Genomic DNA, 14,460 nt, shown 5'->3' with positions numbered 1-14,460 from the left:
ACCCCACCCGAGGAGACCCATGCCCCTGCCTGCCCGTACCCGGACGGCCATCCACGCCGCCCGGCTGGCGCGCCCTGCCGTCCGACGTAAGCGCCCGACCGTCCTCACCTGGGGTCTGGGTGCGGATTCGACGGCCGAGATCCTCATGTTCCTCAACGACCCCGTCGCCCACGGCCTGGAGCTGGACCTGTCCGACCTCGTGATCGTGCACGCCGTGACGGGCGACGAGTTCAGCGATTCCCTGTCCTTCGCCGACCGCCTGGTCCTGCCGCTCCTGCGCGCATGGCGGGTCCGCCTGGTCCAGATCTGCCGCGGCGGCCCGCGCGACGCTGACGGCGTCCTGGTCCTCGACGACTCCCGCGCGCCCCGCCGCATCCACGCGGCCAGCCCCTGGCGCCTGTCCGACGAGCTGCGCACCGCCGGCACCGTCCCGATGCTCGCCTCCGGCCAGCGACGCTGCAGCATTCGATTTAAGGGCTGGGTACTGGACACCTGGGCCGCCCATGAGTTCGGCACCGAGACCTTCCGCCGCGTGATCGGCTACCACGCCGACGAGACCGGCCGCGCGCTGAAGGACTCCGCCATCCAGGACCAGCTGAACACGGCCGCCGGCCGGATCATCTGCGAGCCGGACTACCCCTGATCCGTGCAGGCATGAACCGGGCCGCCGTCGAGCGGTACGTCCTGGACTGCCTCGGTGAAATGATCTTGAAGAGCCACTGCGTACAGTGCCCCTTCACCGGGGTCTGCTCCTCCCGAGAGCTCTACGAACAGCGGCTGCGCGCCCACCCGGCCGAGGCCGCGCAGGTCCTGCGCATGGAGTACATCTCGCTGGCCCTGAACGAGCGGATGTCCCTCTATGGGCCCGGCGGATCGCTCCGCCGGCGCCTGGCCGAGGACGACCGCAACCGGCCGGTCCTGGACGCCTTCCAGGCCGACCTGGAGCAGACCCCGTACGCGGTGTACGAGGTGCGCCGCCTCACCGGCTTGGGCCGGACCAAGGACTGCCGGCGCTGGCACGGCAAGGACTGCGCGGAGCCGAAGTGGTGGTGCAGCCAGCAGCGCAAGCCCCGCTGCCGCCGCATCCACGCGGTCGTCGACCAAGGCGGCGCGCCGGTCGACGCCGAACCGCAGTGCCCCGGCGACGATGAGCGGTGCCGCGGCGCGCAGCAGAAGGGCCCGACCTGGCGATCGGTGCGCACCGTGTACGAGGGCCCCCGCGAGCGGGCCGAGGAACTGGTCACCCGGTTTGCCGGACGCTTCCCACATCGCGTCCGCCTGGTCGACGGAGAGGCCTCCGGGATCCGGCGCGCCCACTACCTGGACGACCTCGAAGGCCTGCCGCACGCTGAGGCGTTCATCGTTGCCGCACCGGCGGGCGTCGCGGACAAGCAGCGCCCGGGATTCGAGACGCGCTGGAAGCAGCACACCGGGAAGAGGCCGGTCTTCCCGCCGCTGCGCGGACTGCCTGAGCCGACCCCGCGCAAGAGGTCGGCTGGCGGCCCAGCGCCGCTGCACCGGGCCAGGGTCATCGGGGACGTGCTCCTGATCGTGTGACTGCACCTCCTTGCGAAGTGATTAATAACGTGTATAGTTGTCTCATGGTTCGGCGGTGGCAGCCGACCACCCGGAAACACTCAACTCGGAGGCACTGCATGAGCACCCATACCCTCAGCGCGACCCGGCTCGACGCCGTCATCGCCGAAGGGACCGACCGCGGCTTCACCCGCATCCGCCTGGCCGACGGCCACGCCCTCCTCGTCAAGGCCCAGCCCGGCGCCCGTGCCGCGGACGAGGTGCTCCTCTCGCCGGGCCTCACCGCCCCGGATACCGAAGCCTGGTCCGAAGAGGACTCGTTGGAGGAGTGGCTCACCGGCGGGGACCTCGGCGCGGAGACCGGAACGTTCCTGGACGTGCCCACCGAGGCGCTGCGCGACCTGATCGCCGAGCACGGCGGCGAACACGAGGACCAGGAGGGCGAGGACCCCGCGCCCAGCACCGAGGGCGACGCGGCCGGAAAAGCCGCCCAGGAGCTCGGGGCCGAGCTCGTTGAGCTGCACGGGGCGTTCGAGCACGGATACGGCGCCGACGACATCCGGCGCGTCTTCAGGCGCATCAACGACGCGGGCGGCCCGTACCTGGTCTGCGTGTGGGACATCGCCGACGACTACGGATTCGGCGGCAACGCCGACTTCTACGCCGAGGACGAGGAGTGCAGGCTCTTCGAACTCAAGCCGGACGTCTACCGCTGGCTCACGGGCCAGCAGGACAGCCCCGGCCCGCTGGACACCTGGGTGGGCGCGCACGTTCCCGAGCTGGTCGAGTTTGCCGCCAGCGACGACCGCCACAACTACGCCCGGACCGAGCGCTGACCGTCGCTGCGCGCGGCAGGGGGCGGGATCTCCGCCCCCTGCCCGCGATTGAGCAGGCTGCCGAACGCTCAGCATCGAAGGGATCTGCATGAACGAGACCCGACGCGCTGCTGGCCTGCGGCCGGAGGCCGGGTTGCTCGCGCACCCGGTCATCCGCCGCCCGCAGCGCACGCTCACCCCCGAGGAGCGGGAGATCGTACGGGGATGGGTGGGCTCAGTTCGCCCAGAACAGCTGGGCGGAATACCTCGAAGCCGTTCACGACGTCGACTAGGCGCCAGTCGTTCCAGCACCAGCGCGCAGCACTCGCCCTTCTATCTCTAGATAGCTAGAGTTGGCGCATGAGCTATCCCTTCAGGGTCACTGACGCGACGGTCGACGTCGTCGAAGCCCTGCTTTCTGGCGATGACGAGCTTTACGGCTTGAAGATCGCCAAATCCATCAACCGGCCCAGCGGGAGCGTGGTTCCCATCCTCATGCGCCTCGAAGCCTGCGGTTGGGTTCTGAGTGAATGGGAGCAGGATGGGGCCGTCCGTGGGCCCCGGCGTCGTTTCTACCGTCTCCATGCAGATCATGTCGCTGAGGCCAGACGTCTGGTCAGTGAGCGGAAGACTGCACCCAAGAAGGCCCACTCCGGCATCCTGCAGCCCGGCCTCGGGGGCGCTCGATGAGTGCTGAAACCATCATCTTCGCTTTGACGGCCGTGGTCCTGCCGCTGTTGCTGTCAGAGTTCGGCGAGTGGTGTCCCTGGATGGCCAAGCGCCTCACAGGTTGGACGGCGCGACGGCTGGGTGACGCACAGGCGGCAGAGCGATACTCCGAGGAGTGGCTCGCGGAGCTGGCCCACCTTCCCGGAAAGCTGTCGCATCTGCTGACAGCGACTAGTTATCTCTTAGCACTGCCACGTATCCGATGGTGCCTCAGGGCGGCTCGGCGGGCGACCGCTGCCGGGTCGAATCTCCACGAGCTGCTACCGACACCGACCCCGATCGGCTGTGACTCGCGCGAGGTGATCATGGACTGGGTCCATCAGGCAGAGGCTGCCTACTTTCTGCTCCGCGCGATCGTTGACGACGATCCGCAGATCAGGAACCGCCTCCACATCCTTGGTGGCCCAGCCGGCTGCGGCAAGACCACCCTCGCCCGCTGGCTGCACAGGGAATTCACCCAGGACGGCAAGAAGCTCCACTACGCATGGGCTCCCGCCTGGATCAACCGAGAACGCCCACTCCACGTGAGCGCTCAGATGCGTGATCGGTTGGTCCAAGCGTCACAGGAGCTTGACCTCCTTGTGGTGGATGAGGCCGACCGGGTCACGATCCAAGCACTGCACAGCTTGCGGCTACCTTGTCCGGTCCTCGTCATCACGAGGACCGATATGCAGTTCAGGGAGTTCGTTGATCTCCCCGCTAGCACAGGGGCCGTAGTCAGCATGGGACCGCGCTGGGACGGCTGGCGAGCGACAATCGACAACCCCTAGCCCTCTTGCTCGGGTAGTTGGCGGCTGCGGTTTGACCGCAGCCGCCAACCGTGTTCAAGAGAGAACTGCCACCAGCTGCCCGAGGCGAATAGCGCAGGGGTCGAATACTGGCTCTTCCCCAGTCCGCAAGTACCCCTTCGGCTTCGCGCGATGGGCCAGGTGCGAACGGGGCACCTGCCGGGAACTGCCTGGCCGGCCGCTGTGACCTGTGCGTCCACTGGCAGGAAGGCGGCCCGCACGTGGACGACAACATCGACTGGGTACGCGACACCCGGGGCAGGTGCGTCGCCCCGCTCATCGTGCGCCCCGGCGGCGAGCCGTGCGTGTGGTGGTGCCGGTGCGCGTGCCCCAAGAGCGAGCCGACCCCGGAGGGGCCTGCGGCGCCCGTCGAGGACGAGGCCGTACGGGAGGAGCCTGCAGGGGCGGCTGGAGCCTCGCCAGGCATCCGCCGGCGCCAAGGCTCTCCGGACAACGCTGGAGCGCAGTACGCCCTGTTCTGACGGCCGCCCCCGGTTCCCGCTGTCGGCGGCGGCGCGGCGTATGTCTGATCGCCGGTGAGCGTCTGGGCCCGCCTGCGGCGCGCCTGAGGAGGGGGCACCCTTGCGCGAGTGATAAATGACGGGTATAGTTTTCTCGTCGGCAGGGGATTCCCGCCGCCCCCCCCACCCCTCTCCAAAGGAGTCCACATGACCGTCGCCACCGACTCCGCCACCCAGACCGTTCTGGAGCCGGGCATGGTCGTGCGTGCCCCCCGCTTCGTCGAGGGCAAGAACACCGGTGTCCGCCGGGCCATCGTCCTGGGCCTCTGGAACGAGAACGCGCCGAAGGGCGGATACCGGGTGTGGTTCTACACGCTCGGCGCCCCCTCGTTCGCGCCGAGGACGCTGGGCATGGCGTTCGCCAGGGAGTTCACCGTGGTGGGCACGGTCGATGACATGTCCGAGCGCACCCTGATCCGCCTCTACAAGTGGCTGCGGAATCTCGACCAGTTCGGAAAGGTGCGGTACCGCGTCCAGAAGGCAGGCCTTCGACGGCGTGCGCTGCGCCTGGGTCAGTAGACCCGATGCCGGGGGGCGATAGCACCGCCCCCCGGAGGGGCCTGCGGCTCCCGTCGAGGGCGAGATCGTACGGGAGGAGGAGGCCGCTGGGGGACCGGGTGAAGCCTCACCAGGCATCCGTCGGTGGCAAGGCTCTCCGGTCAACGCTGGAACGCGGTGGGCCCTGTTCTGACGGCCACCCGCGTCCCCGCTGCTGGCGGGGGTGCGGCGTGCGCCTGGTCGCCGGTGAGCGCCTGGGCTCGCCTGCGGCGCGACGGGTGGGCGGCACCCTTGCGAAAGTGATGAGTGACGAGTATAGTTGTCTCATCGGTCGGCGGTGGCAGTCGACGACACCGAACACACTCGCAGATCCAGGAGTCCCGAATGCTCTTCACCAACCTCGCCCAGCTCCCCGCCACCAGCGTTGACGTGGACGCGCTGCGCCAGGACGAGGCGCTGTGGCAGCACGGTCCGGGCGGCCGTGGATACGCCCCGCTGTGCAACCTCGTCTGGGGCTGCGGTGCGCCCGCCGAGTGGACCATCGAGCACCCCTCCACGGAATCCCGCCGCTTTGTGTGCAAGGACTGGCACCACGTCGAGGAGATCTCCGACGCGGTGGCCCACTGGGTGGCCGAGGCGAATGAGATCGCCGAGTACCTGGCGAGCAAGCGGGACTAGCTGGACCCGGGGCGGGCGGTCTACCGCCCGCCCCGGCGCAGGGCACCGGACCCCGAGGGTCTCCCATCGTCCCAACCGCTGGTCGGCCGTGGCAGTCGTCCAGCACCCGACAACACACAGCACACACAAGGAGTCCTGTCATGGCCCGTATCACCTTCGTCGCCTCCACCGGCTGCACCCGCACCAGCGAAACCCGCCACTACACCCACGCGGTGGTCGCTGACCGCCGCGACGGCGAGGGTCGCATCGTGCACACCTGGTCCATGTCCGCGGCCAACGTCGCCCGGGCCGCCCGGACCGCCGAGCGCGCGGGCTGGAAGAACGTCACGGTCGAGGAAGTGCACGTCCAGGAGAAGCCGGCCCGCACTCGCAGGCCGACCCCGAAGCAGGCGCCGGCCGCTGCCCAGCCGGCCCCGGCCGCCGGGCGTGAACCGCTCGCCCTCTACGTCGTCCGACCGGCTGCGGGCGGAGGCTTCGACGTCGCCAACAACAGCGGCCTGGTCGTCTCGGGCGACTGGCAGACCGAGGCCGGCGCCCATGGGCGCGCCGAGTTCCTGAACGCCCAGGAGAGCCGCAAGCGTGCCGAGGACGCCCTGACCGAACCTCAGCGTCTGGTGTACGCCGTCGTCAAGCGCGACGGCGCGATCGGCGCCGGATACGGGCACAACCTCACAGCCGTCCGGAGCCTGCACGCCGCAGGCCTCGTCAAGCTCACCGAGTACGGCGCGCGCTCCTGGAACGCTGTCCTCGTCCCGCCGCCCGCCGCTGGCCCGGCCGGGAACGCACCGGCAGCCGGTACGGGCGTACTGCCCCAGGACGCCGAACACCCGGCGGCCGCCGCCGCGGTGACCGCCCTGTCCGGACAGCCGCTCGCCGACGTCACCGGCCCCGACGACCTCGGCGAGGTGGCCGGCTACTGGGTCCGGCCGGACGGCACCAGCGGCCGCCTGACCGTCGGCTGGGTCGAGGACGGCAAGCTAACCACCGATGCCGACGGGCGGTCGCCCCTGAGCCGGCTGCGCGTCGCGAAGGAGCTGTTCGAGCGCACCGAAGGCTGGCTCGTCGACCCCGGAGACCACCCGTCGTTGCTCGTCTGGCACGTGCCGACCCTGGAAGCCGCGGCCGCGCAGGGCGCCGCCGCCGACCAGGCCCGGGGCGCGATGACCGACACCTGGGCCATCACCCACACCGGCCTGCCCGAGGGCCGCTACTTCCTGAGGGTCGAAGCTCCCGATTCCGGCGCGGCCTTCGAGGCCGCCCTGGCCACCCGCGGCGGCCGCCTGGTCCAGCGGGCGGGACACCGGCTCGGCGCGCGGCGCCTTCGGGAAGCGGACCTGATTCGCATCGTCGGCGAGCGGGTCCGGCACGTCGCCAGCGGGCAGACCGGCACGGTCGAGGCGGTGGGCGTACGGATGACCGGCGCCCGCGCGTACCGGGACGGCGTGACCGTCGCCGTTGACGGCCGCTCCCGCAAGACCGCGCGCTCCCTGGAGTGGGAGCCCCTGGCGGCGGCCGAGGACCCCGAGGCTGCCTGCTGACGGGCCCCCCGCCCGGCCCTACGGGGCCGGGCCGCCGGGGTCCGGCCCCCTGGCGCACGACACCGGCCCGCACGGCACAACGCCCCTGCCTGCTCGATGCGAAGGAACGAGATGACCAACCAGAAGGAACCCACCGAAGGCGACCTGCTGCGCGCGGAACTGGCCGCCCTGGGCCGCCACGCCTTCCCCGGCGAGGAGGGCGGTATGACCTTCCTGATCATGGCCGCCGACCCGGATGCCCCAGACGACGAAGGCTCCGTCTACGGCGTCCTGCACGTCCTGATGTACGCCGGCGAGCGTGCCGACCGGCCCGCTGCCGACCATCGCGAGTCCTGGTCCGCGCACCTGCACGATGCCGACGGTACCTACCTCGCCACCCTCGTCGGCAGTTCCTCCACGCCGCTCGACGCGGCCGCCGACGCGGCCCGGTGCGCCCGTGAGGTGATCGAGCGGCTCGGCCGGCGCCACCGCGGGAACTTCCCGCCGGTCGCACGCCGGTTCTGCACCTTCTGATCCACCCCCTGGCCGGGCGGCAGTGGCAGCCGCCCGGCGCCGAACACACCACCCCGCACCCAGAGGAGTCCCATGGACATGCCCACCCGCCGCCGGCTGCTGGAGGGAATCCGGCGCGCCCACCAGGCCGACGCCGCGTACACCGCCGCCGGCCGCGCCCGCACCCGGGCCGCCAAGGCCACCGCTGCCGACCGCGCCCGTATCGCCCACGATCAGCAACTGCAGGCTGACGCTAACGAGCCGACGGCCGCCCAGGCCGTGCACGCCGGCCTCGTACGCCGCGAGCAGGACGCCCGGGCCAAGGTCCGCCGGACCTTCACCGCGGCCCGCGCGGCCAACCGCGCCCTCGCGGCGCTCTACACCCCACACGCCCCGGGCCGCGGAACCGGTGGCGGGCGCCGGTCCGACGTCGCGACCGCCCTCCTCGGCGAGCTAGGGCGTTTCTTTCGGATCACCTCGCTGACCAGATGAAGATGGCGGCGAGATGGAGTCCGGCGAGGTAGATGGTGGCGGTCTTGTCGTAACGAGTGGCCAGGCCGCGCCACTGCTTGAGCTTGTTGATGCACCGCTCGACGGTGTTGCGCTGCTTGTAGGCCTCGCGGTCGAAGGCGGGCGGTCTGCCGCCATGGCTGCCGCGGCGTTTGCGGTTGGCGGCCTGGTCGGAGGGCTGTGGGATCACCGCCCGGATCCCGCGTCGGCGGAGATGATTGCGGATCGCCCGAGACGAGTACGCCTTGTCTGCCAGGACCACCTCCGGGGTGGTCCTGGGCCGGCCGACCGGCCGCGGCACCCGTAAGCGGGCCATGACCTGGGTGAACGCGGGTGCGTCACCTGCCTGGCCGGGCGTGAGGACGAACGCAAGGGGGCGGCAGCGGCTGTCTGCGGCGAGGTGGATTTTGGTGGTCAGTCCGCCGCGGGACCGTCCGAGGGCGTGGTCGTCCGGCTCGCCGGCCGCGGCCCCTTTTGACGAGCCCCAGCTGCATGCTGGTGGGCGCGGACGATGGTGGAGTCGACTGCGACCACCCAGTCGAGGTCGCCTTCGGCGTCGGCTTGGGCGAGGAGGGTGGTGAAGACCTTCTCCCAGGTACCGTCGGCGGCCCACTTCCGCAGTCGGTTGTGGGCGCCCTTCCACGATCCGAAGTGCTCGGGAAGGTCCATCCACGGCGTGCCGGTGCGGTACTTGAACGCGATCGCGTCGATCACCTGTCGGTGATCACGCCACCGCCCGCCCCGCTTCGGGGTCCGGTCCGGCAGTAGCGGCTCGATGCGGGCCCACTGGGCGTCAGTCAACGACACACATCAACCAACGATCCGATGATCCGAAAGAAACGGCCTAGCCCAGACACCCCGCGAGCTCGTCCTCGCTGCGGACAAAATCCTCGTCTCGACCAGTGCCGGCAAGGACTCGCTCGTCTGCGCGTACCGCGTGGTCACCCTGGCCGCCGAGGCCGGCTGCCTGGACAAGGTGGTCATGGTCCACGCGGATCTGGGGGAGGAGTCCGAATGGCCGGGCGTGCGCGAGCTCGCGCAGCGCCAGGCCGAGCGCTGGGGCGTGGAGTTCATCGTGGTCAAGGCCGACCGCGGCCTGCTCGGCCTGGTCGAGAAGCGCGGCATGTGGCCCGACGCGGCGCGCCGGCTGTGCACCTCGGCCCTGAAGCGGGACAAGATTGCCCCGCTGTTCAAGCAGATCACCGACGCCCTCGGCTTGGACGAGCAGGCCCTGATCCTCTCCGCCCTGGGAATCCGGGCTGCCGAATCGCCGGCCCGGGCCCGGAAGCTCCCGCTCGCGATCGACATGCGCGCGAGCACCGGGCAGCGCATGGTCCTGGCCTGGCACCCGATCCTGGAGCTCTCCGAGACCGACGTCTAGCAGCAGATCGCCGACGCCGCCCTGGAGTACCACCCCGTCTACGACGCCCTCATCCCCCGGCTGTCCTGCGTCTTCTGCGTGCTCGCCGGCCGGGACGTCCTGGTGCGCGCCGTGCGGCTGTGCTGGGCCCTGGGCCTGGACCTGCCCACCCGGTACGTCGCCTTGGAGGAGCACATCGGCCACAAGTTCCGGGAGAAGCTCAGCGTCGCCGAGATCGTTGCCGAGGCGGCCCGCGCCGAGGCGGAAGAAGGCCCGCTGGTCTGGGCTCGGGGGGACGCGCTGCGGCGCCACGTCGGCGAGGAGGCCGCGGCCGACTACCTCCGCCGGCTGGCCATGGTCCTGGCCGCCTGACCGTCGACGCGACACGCGAGAGGAAAGTGCGCGCCCCCACTACCGAAAGTGATATAACGCAGTTATAGTTATCTAGCCGGTCGGGGGTGGCACCCGACCGCCGACCGAAGGCGCAGCACGCGGCCGCCGCACCGGCCGACCGAGGGGAGCAGCTCATGACGGACGCTCAGGCCGCCGAACGCAGCGCCGAACCCATCCGAGTCACCGGCTTCGGCACCGACGCCGAGGGCCTGGTGCACCTCCTGCCCGACCACGACGACACCACCGCCCGCTGCGGCTTCACGGACTGGCACAGCTATGTCACCTGCGTCGACTGGTTCGAGGAGCGCACCTGCCCGCTGTGCCTGGCCGACCTCGCGCTCGACCTCGGCGCCGAGATCCCCGCGGACGTCCTCGCCGAACTGGACGAGATGGCCGCGCCCTGGCCCGGGCGCTGGCTCCTGCGCCCCCGCGAGGGCGACCGCGAACGCGTCATCGGCGTCTTTGCCGGCCCCGGAGGTTGGGACGAAGGCCTCGCCGCCCTGGGCGCCCAGTACGACGCCGTCGGCCTCGACCTCTCCGGCGACGCCTGCGCCACCGCCGAGCGCGCCGGGCACCGCCGCATCGTCATCGACATCACCCTGCTCGACCCCGAACACCCCGCGCTGTGCTGGATCGTCGGCGTCGTTCTCTCCCCGCCCTGCCCCGCCTGGTCGACCGCAGGCAAGCGGGCCGGACTCACCGCTCAATCCCTCCAGGTCCTCACTGCCATGCTGCGCGCCGCCGGGAAAGCCTCCGGGCACGGCGGCCGGGCCGAGCGCTCCGGGGCGACCTGGGCCGAGGTGCGCACCCTGGCGGCCGCCATGCCCGACCCGGAAGCCGGGCTCGTCGCCGAGGTGCTGATCTGGGCACTGGGCCTCCAGCTCCACGGCGAGGCCCTGCGGTGGGTCGCCATGGAGCAGTCCGCGAACCTGCCCGAAGACGTGCGAGAGGCCGTCTCGTTCGAGCTGGCCCTGGCCAGCTGGTCCCAGCAGCAGTGGGTCGAGCTGGACGCTGCCGACTACGGGGTGGCCACGCACCGGCGCCGCGTGTTCTTCATGGCGGTGCGCTACGGCCGCATTCCCGGATCCGTCCGGCCGAACATGCCCTTCGCCGAGCAGACCCTGGCCGCCGCCCTTGGGTGGGCCGCGGGGGAGCGCATCAACACCCGCGGCGTCCGGGGAGTCGATGCGAGCGGACGGCCCAAGGGCGGGAACACCTTCTCCGCGGACAAGGCCGGCTGGTGCCTCACCGGCAAGGCCCGGACATGGTTCCGGGAGTCGGACGGCTACCGGCTGACCGAGGCCGAGGCCGGGCAGCTGGTCGGATTCCTGTCGACCTACCCCTGGCGCGCCTCGGAGCCGGCGGCCCGCAAGGACTCGCGCACGAGCGCGTTCCAGCGCATCGGCGACGTGGTGTGCCCGCCCGTCGGCGCGGTCGTCCTGGGTGCCCTGACCGGACGTCCGTGGCACCGGCCGGTCGTGGACTACCTCGGCCGGGTTTACGGCGACGACGAGCGTCCGGCGCCGATCGACGTGCCACAGCAGTGCGGCCGGCGCGCCCCGGCGGACCTGCTGGCCCTGGCCGCGTAGTCGAGTCCTGGCCGAGCGGCGCCGCTCGGCGGCCGGATCGCTACCGCCAAGGGCGGCCCCGGATGCGGTGGCCGCCCCCGCTGGGGCGCTGCTGAGCTGCCGGTCCCCGGGTCGGGAGTGCGTTCCCACCCGCAATAGTGATGCATGTGTGGTATAGTTGTTCCATGGTCGGTGGTGGCAGCCGACCACCCAACCGAACACACACCCAGGAGAGTCATGACCCGACAGCCCTCCCCGAAATCCGGCTCCGTCCGCACCCGCGTCACGATCGACGGCACCCCCGACTATCCGGCCGTCCTCGACCCGGCCAACCGCTGGAACGGCTTCGTCTCTCCCTTCTTCACCCTCGACACCGTCCGGCTGCTCTCCGCCGAGACCGTCAAGGACGCCGTCAAGTACGGCTACGACTGCGCCGACACCATCCACGTCATCGACGGCGGAACCGACAGCAGCGGCGCCCCGCGAGCAGTAGTCCTCCACGTCCGCTGGATGTACCTCGAAGAAGAGGGCCCGGCCCAGGTCACCTCCGTCATCAACCCCCGGGTGGAGGACGGCCTATACGGCATCGGCGGCTGGGAGTGGGCGTGGTCCATCTCCACCTGGGACTGCGCGTGCAGCAGCTGGTACTACCACGAGACCGACCCCTGTCCGAGCTGCGGCGGCGAACGCCCCAACGGCTGCGAGCTGGCGACCTGATCCCCATGGCCATCAACACCGCACCCCAGCCATCCACCTGCCTGGTCCTCGACCCGGACGGCCGGGGCACCGTCCTCCAGGTCACCTCCGTGCACAACCTCGACGGCGAGACCCTTGCCGAGCGCCTCTTCGACGCCTACGCCATGACCACCGAGAACAACATGGAACTGCCCGACGAGATCGCCGTAGAGACCCTCATGGCTGAGCTTGGCGAGCAGACTGCCGCCTGTGCCGAAGGCTGGCACCACTGGGCCAACGAACCGACGCAGGAGGCCTGGGACACCGTCCGTCCCTGGGCCGAACGGCAGGTCCGCCGCCTGTTCCCGGACCTGACCTGGAGCGTCGAGCCGGACCGGCAGTTCCTCCGGCCCAACGCCTGAGCACCGCCCACCAGCGAGGGTGACGGCCGACCAAGCGGCCGTCACCCCCGTCCCCGCCGCCCTGTCCGCGACTGGCATGCGTCGCCGCGCGCCGTGGCACCGCCCGGCTTCAGCAGCACCCCACATGTCCACCGGCCCTGTTTCCGCCGTGCCGTTGCCCCGTGCGCGCCGCCGAGTCGTCTACCGCGACCGCGCCTACAGCGCCGTCCACCGCTTCCGCCACGCCGCCGCCCACCTGGAGGCCTTCCGCACCGGCTGGCAGTGGCACGTCGACCAGCTGATGCCCCGCACCGCCCCCGTACCGAGGGAGGCCGTCGTGCGTTGCGCCCCCACCCTCGCCGAGGCCGTCGCCCAGGCGGTCGTACGGCTCGACGGCCGAGCCGTCCCGGCGCCCGACGCCACGGACGACACCCTGCGCGCATACGCCGCCGCAGGCTGGGACGTTGTCGACCCCGTCACCGGCCGCACGATGGCCTGGGCACGCCGCCCCGTCGCCGGCCCCTACCCCTGGCAGTCGGCCGAGCACGAGGGGCTCGTCCCGGTGAACAGCAGCCGCAGCGCCGGCGCCGCCCTCGACGTCCGCGAGACCGCCCAGTCGAGGACGCTCGGCCCGCTCGGGCCCGTCGTCGTACCGTGCAGCGGCGCCAAGTCAGCCACCGAGACGACCCTGCCCGTCCGCCAGCTCTACACCGAGCTATCACCTCCTGTGCCGCCAGGCGGCCGAGCACCTCGCCGGCACCGCCGGCGACGTCGTCGCTCTCTCCGCGAAGAACGGCTTCGTCGCCCCCGACGAACCGCGCTTCCCGTACGAACTCCGCATGGGCCAGCCCGGCTCCGCCGCGCCCGAGATGCTCGCCGCCCAGGCCAGGCAGCTCGCATCCTCCCCGGCCCCCGCCCGGTCGTCGCCCTCGGCGGCTGCGTCTACGTCCCACAGCTGCGCCCGGACGCCCTGCAGCCGCTCGCCGGCTGCCGCGGCATCGGCGAACAGCGCGCCCGCCTCGCCCGGCTGATCCGATCCGAGCAGCCGCTGGACGTCCTCCACCAGCTGACCACGGCGGCCGCACCAACGGCCTGACTGCCGGCAACCAACCCACTGGCCTCGCCCCGTACGGGGCGAGGCCAGTTCTGCGTGACAGGTACGGGTGAAAACGAGCCCCTGAGCAGCGGAAACGGGGTCCAAGACCCTCCCGCGAATGAAGAGTAACTGGTATAGTTGTCTTGTGGTCGACGGTGGCAGTCGACCACCACCGGAAACACACGCGAAGACCCTGGAGACCCGTATGCCCCTGGATTTCACCAACCCGCACGAATTCAGCTGCTTCGGCACGCTCCACCCCGACCAGCTCGTGAACTGGTCCTTCGGAGACGCCCACATCGAGTGGGAGCTCACCGGCCTCTTCTCCGGCCCCGGCACCTACACCACCGTCCCGCTCGACGCCGAGACGGACATGCACTGCCTCCCCGGCGACCAGGGGGCCACCAACACCGTGGCGCAGCACCTCGCCGCCCACTACGGCTTCGACGGCCTCGACATCCGGGGCCCCGTCCACTTCACCGGCCCGAGCGGCGAGACCGACCGCGCCCTGGGCCTCGCGCCGGACGCCTTCGACGTCATGTACGGCAGGGTCCAGGACATCTGCGCCGACCTCGGCGTCCGCACCTGGTGCAAGCTCCGCCCCGGCGACACCGTCAGCGTCCGCTACACCGACCTGGAACGCGGCGACGTCTACTGGTTCCTGAGCACCCCCCACCGTTTCCAGCACTTCAGGGACTTTCCCGTCGGCAGCAAGACGCTGGAGTTCATCCCGGACGCCCGCGTCCTGGTATGCGACGACGAGTTCGAGGTGACCGCCTACGGCACCTACCAGTGCCGCGCGGACCGCGCCCCGGCCGGGTACTGGCAGCGCACCGGGAACCAGCTCCTCAGCGCCTGACCC

At 71.1% G+C, this 14,460-nt stretch carries 19 protein-coding genes; 18 read left to right on the top strand and 1 reads right to left on the bottom strand.

Going from position 1 to position 14,460, the window contains the following annotated elements:
* Positions 1-19 precede the first annotated feature (19 nt).
* The 11 genes from AMK27_RS39475 to AMK27_RS39430 all read left to right on the top strand — a co-directional run bounded on the left by AMK27_RS39475 (position 20) and on the right by AMK27_RS39430 (position 8,087).
* Positions 20-643, top strand: a complete 624-nt coding sequence (locus AMK27_RS39475; protein WP_073919189.1) for a hypothetical protein — start codon at positions 20-22, stop codon at positions 641-643.
* 11 nt (positions 644-654) lie between these two features.
* Positions 655-1,557 carry a hypothetical protein gene (locus AMK27_RS39470; protein ID WP_073919187.1) on the top strand — a complete coding sequence of 301 codons (903 nt, stop codon included), beginning with the start codon at positions 655-657 and terminating at the stop codon, positions 1,555-1,557.
* Between the two features lie 98 nt (positions 1,558-1,655).
* Complete coding sequence (locus AMK27_RS39465) at positions 1,656-2,372, top strand: hypothetical protein (RefSeq protein ID WP_073919186.1); 717 nt, start codon at positions 1,656-1,658, stop codon at positions 2,370-2,372.
* Between the two features lie 339 nt (positions 2,373-2,711).
* Entirely contained in the window at positions 2,712-3,041 is a 330-nt protein-coding gene (locus AMK27_RS39460; RefSeq protein WP_073919184.1) for a helix-turn-helix transcriptional regulator, read from the top strand.
* A complete protein-coding gene (locus tag AMK27_RS39455) occupies positions 3,038-3,850 on the top strand; it encodes an ATP-binding protein (protein WP_073919183.1) in 813 nt (270 codons plus the stop codon). The genes AMK27_RS39460 and AMK27_RS39455 overlap by 4 nt, the downstream gene beginning before the upstream one ends.
* Before the next feature lie 104 nt (positions 3,851-3,954).
* Complete coding sequence (locus AMK27_RS44625; RefSeq protein ID WP_445194900.1) at positions 3,955-4,350, top strand: DUF6248 family natural product biosynthesis protein; 396 nt, start codon at positions 3,955-3,957, stop codon at positions 4,348-4,350.
* A 186-nt stretch (positions 4,351-4,536) separates the two neighbouring features.
* On the top strand, positions 4,537-4,908 hold the full coding sequence (locus AMK27_RS39450) for a DUF6409 family protein (protein WP_073919181.1): 372 nt from the start codon (positions 4,537-4,539) through the stop codon (positions 4,906-4,908).
* A gap of 363 nt (positions 4,909-5,271) precedes the next feature.
* On the top strand, positions 5,272-5,565 hold the full coding sequence (locus AMK27_RS39445; protein ID WP_073919180.1) for a hypothetical protein: 294 nt from the start codon (positions 5,272-5,274) through the stop codon (positions 5,563-5,565).
* A 140-nt stretch (positions 5,566-5,705) separates the two neighbouring features.
* Positions 5,706-7,103 (top strand): hypothetical protein, encoded by a 1,398-nt coding sequence (locus AMK27_RS39440; RefSeq protein WP_073919178.1) that lies wholly within the window; start codon positions 5,706-5,708, stop codon positions 7,101-7,103.
* Between the two features lie 111 nt (positions 7,104-7,214).
* Positions 7,215-7,616 carry a hypothetical protein gene (locus AMK27_RS39435; protein ID WP_073919177.1) on the top strand — a complete coding sequence of 134 codons (402 nt, stop codon included), beginning with the start codon at positions 7,215-7,217 and terminating at the stop codon, positions 7,614-7,616.
* A gap of 72 nt (positions 7,617-7,688) precedes the next feature.
* On the top strand, positions 7,689-8,087 hold the full coding sequence (locus AMK27_RS39430; RefSeq protein WP_073919175.1) for a hypothetical protein: 399 nt from the start codon (positions 7,689-7,691) through the stop codon (positions 8,085-8,087).
* Here the strand turns inward: AMK27_RS39430 and AMK27_RS39425 are convergent.
* A protein-coding gene (locus tag AMK27_RS39425) for an IS5 family transposase (protein ID WP_445194899.1) occupies positions 8,068-8,912 on the bottom strand; the annotation gives its coding sequence in 2 pieces (ribosomal slippage) (positions 8,068-8,582 and positions 8,582-8,912; 846 coding nt in all). The two genes, AMK27_RS39430 and AMK27_RS39425, sit on opposite strands and share 20 nt — an antisense overlap.
* Before the next feature lie 79 nt (positions 8,913-8,991).
* Here AMK27_RS39425 and AMK27_RS43965 point away from each other — a divergent pair.
* From AMK27_RS43965 to AMK27_RS39390, 7 genes are all read left to right on the top strand, one after another.
* Entirely contained in the window at positions 8,992-9,486 is a 495-nt protein-coding gene (locus AMK27_RS43965; RefSeq protein ID WP_274535771.1) for a phosphoadenosine phosphosulfate reductase domain-containing protein, read from the top strand.
* Positions 9,487-9,564: 78 nt separating this feature from the next.
* Complete coding sequence (locus tag AMK27_RS43960; RefSeq protein ID WP_241847776.1) at positions 9,565-9,837, top strand: hypothetical protein; 273 nt, start codon at positions 9,565-9,567, stop codon at positions 9,835-9,837.
* A 155-nt stretch (positions 9,838-9,992) separates the two neighbouring features.
* Positions 9,993-11,447, top strand: a complete 1,455-nt coding sequence (locus tag AMK27_RS39410) for a DNA cytosine methyltransferase (protein WP_073919172.1) — start codon at positions 9,993-9,995, stop codon at positions 11,445-11,447.
* Between the two features lie 216 nt (positions 11,448-11,663).
* Entirely contained in the window at positions 11,664-12,143 is a 480-nt protein-coding gene (locus tag AMK27_RS39405) for a hypothetical protein (RefSeq protein ID WP_073919170.1), read from the top strand.
* 5 nt (positions 12,144-12,148) lie between these two features.
* The gene (locus AMK27_RS39400; protein ID WP_073919169.1) at positions 12,149-12,523 is read left to right on the top strand and encodes a hypothetical protein; all 375 of its coding nucleotides are present in this window, start codon (positions 12,149-12,151) and stop codon (positions 12,521-12,523) included.
* Positions 12,524-12,671: 148 nt separating this feature from the next.
* The gene (locus AMK27_RS42525) at positions 12,672-13,598 is read left to right on the top strand and encodes a hypothetical protein (RefSeq protein ID WP_143204939.1); all 927 of its coding nucleotides are present in this window, start codon (positions 12,672-12,674) and stop codon (positions 13,596-13,598) included.
* A 205-nt stretch (positions 13,599-13,803) separates the two neighbouring features.
* A complete protein-coding gene (locus AMK27_RS39390) occupies positions 13,804-14,457 on the top strand; it encodes a hypothetical protein (RefSeq protein ID WP_073919166.1) in 654 nt (217 codons plus the stop codon).
* Positions 14,458-14,460: the final 3 nt, after the last annotated feature.

The organism is Streptomyces sp. CB02009 (assembly GCF_001905825.1).
Taxonomy (GTDB): domain Bacteria; phylum Actinomycetota; class Actinomycetes; order Streptomycetales; family Streptomycetaceae; genus Streptomyces.
This window is presented reverse-complemented; position numbering and strand designations above follow the sequence as displayed.

Excerpts from the sequence above, each read along its gene's own strand:
- AMK27_RS39405 (WP_073919170.1), top strand. The coding sequence starts at position 11,664 with ATGACCCGACAGCCCTCCCCGAAATCCGGCTCCGTCCGCACCCGCGTC.
- AMK27_RS39460 (WP_073919184.1), top strand. The coding sequence starts at position 2,712 with ATGAGCTATCCCTTCAGGGTCACTGACGCGACGGTCGACGTCGTCGAA.
- AMK27_RS39470 (WP_073919187.1), top strand. The coding sequence starts at position 655 with ATGAACCGGGCCGCCGTCGAGCGGTACGTCCTGGACTGCCTCGGTGAA.
- AMK27_RS39400 (WP_073919169.1), top strand. The coding sequence starts at position 12,149 with ATGGCCATCAACACCGCACCCCAGCCATCCACCTGCCTGGTCCTCGAC.
- AMK27_RS39465 (WP_073919186.1), top strand. The coding sequence starts at position 1,656 with ATGAGCACCCATACCCTCAGCGCGACCCGGCTCGACGCCGTCATCGCC.
- AMK27_RS39435 (WP_073919177.1), top strand. The coding sequence starts at position 7,215 with ATGACCAACCAGAAGGAACCCACCGAAGGCGACCTGCTGCGCGCGGAA.
- AMK27_RS39440 (WP_073919178.1), top strand. The coding sequence starts at position 5,706 with ATGGCCCGTATCACCTTCGTCGCCTCCACCGGCTGCACCCGCACCAGC.
- AMK27_RS39455 (WP_073919183.1), top strand. The coding sequence starts at position 3,038 with ATGAGTGCTGAAACCATCATCTTCGCTTTGACGGCCGTGGTCCTGCCG.
- AMK27_RS39445 (WP_073919180.1), top strand. The coding sequence starts at position 5,272 with ATGCTCTTCACCAACCTCGCCCAGCTCCCCGCCACCAGCGTTGACGTG.
- AMK27_RS39430 (WP_073919175.1), top strand. The coding sequence starts at position 7,689 with ATGGACATGCCCACCCGCCGCCGGCTGCTGGAGGGAATCCGGCGCGCC.
- AMK27_RS39410 (WP_073919172.1), top strand. The coding sequence starts at position 9,993 with ATGACGGACGCTCAGGCCGCCGAACGCAGCGCCGAACCCATCCGAGTC.
- AMK27_RS39475 (WP_073919189.1), top strand. The coding sequence starts at position 20 with ATGCCCCTGCCTGCCCGTACCCGGACGGCCATCCACGCCGCCCGGCTG.
- AMK27_RS39390 (WP_073919166.1), top strand. The coding sequence starts at position 13,804 with ATGCCCCTGGATTTCACCAACCCGCACGAATTCAGCTGCTTCGGCACG.
- AMK27_RS39450 (WP_073919181.1), top strand. The coding sequence starts at position 4,537 with ATGACCGTCGCCACCGACTCCGCCACCCAGACCGTTCTGGAGCCGGGC.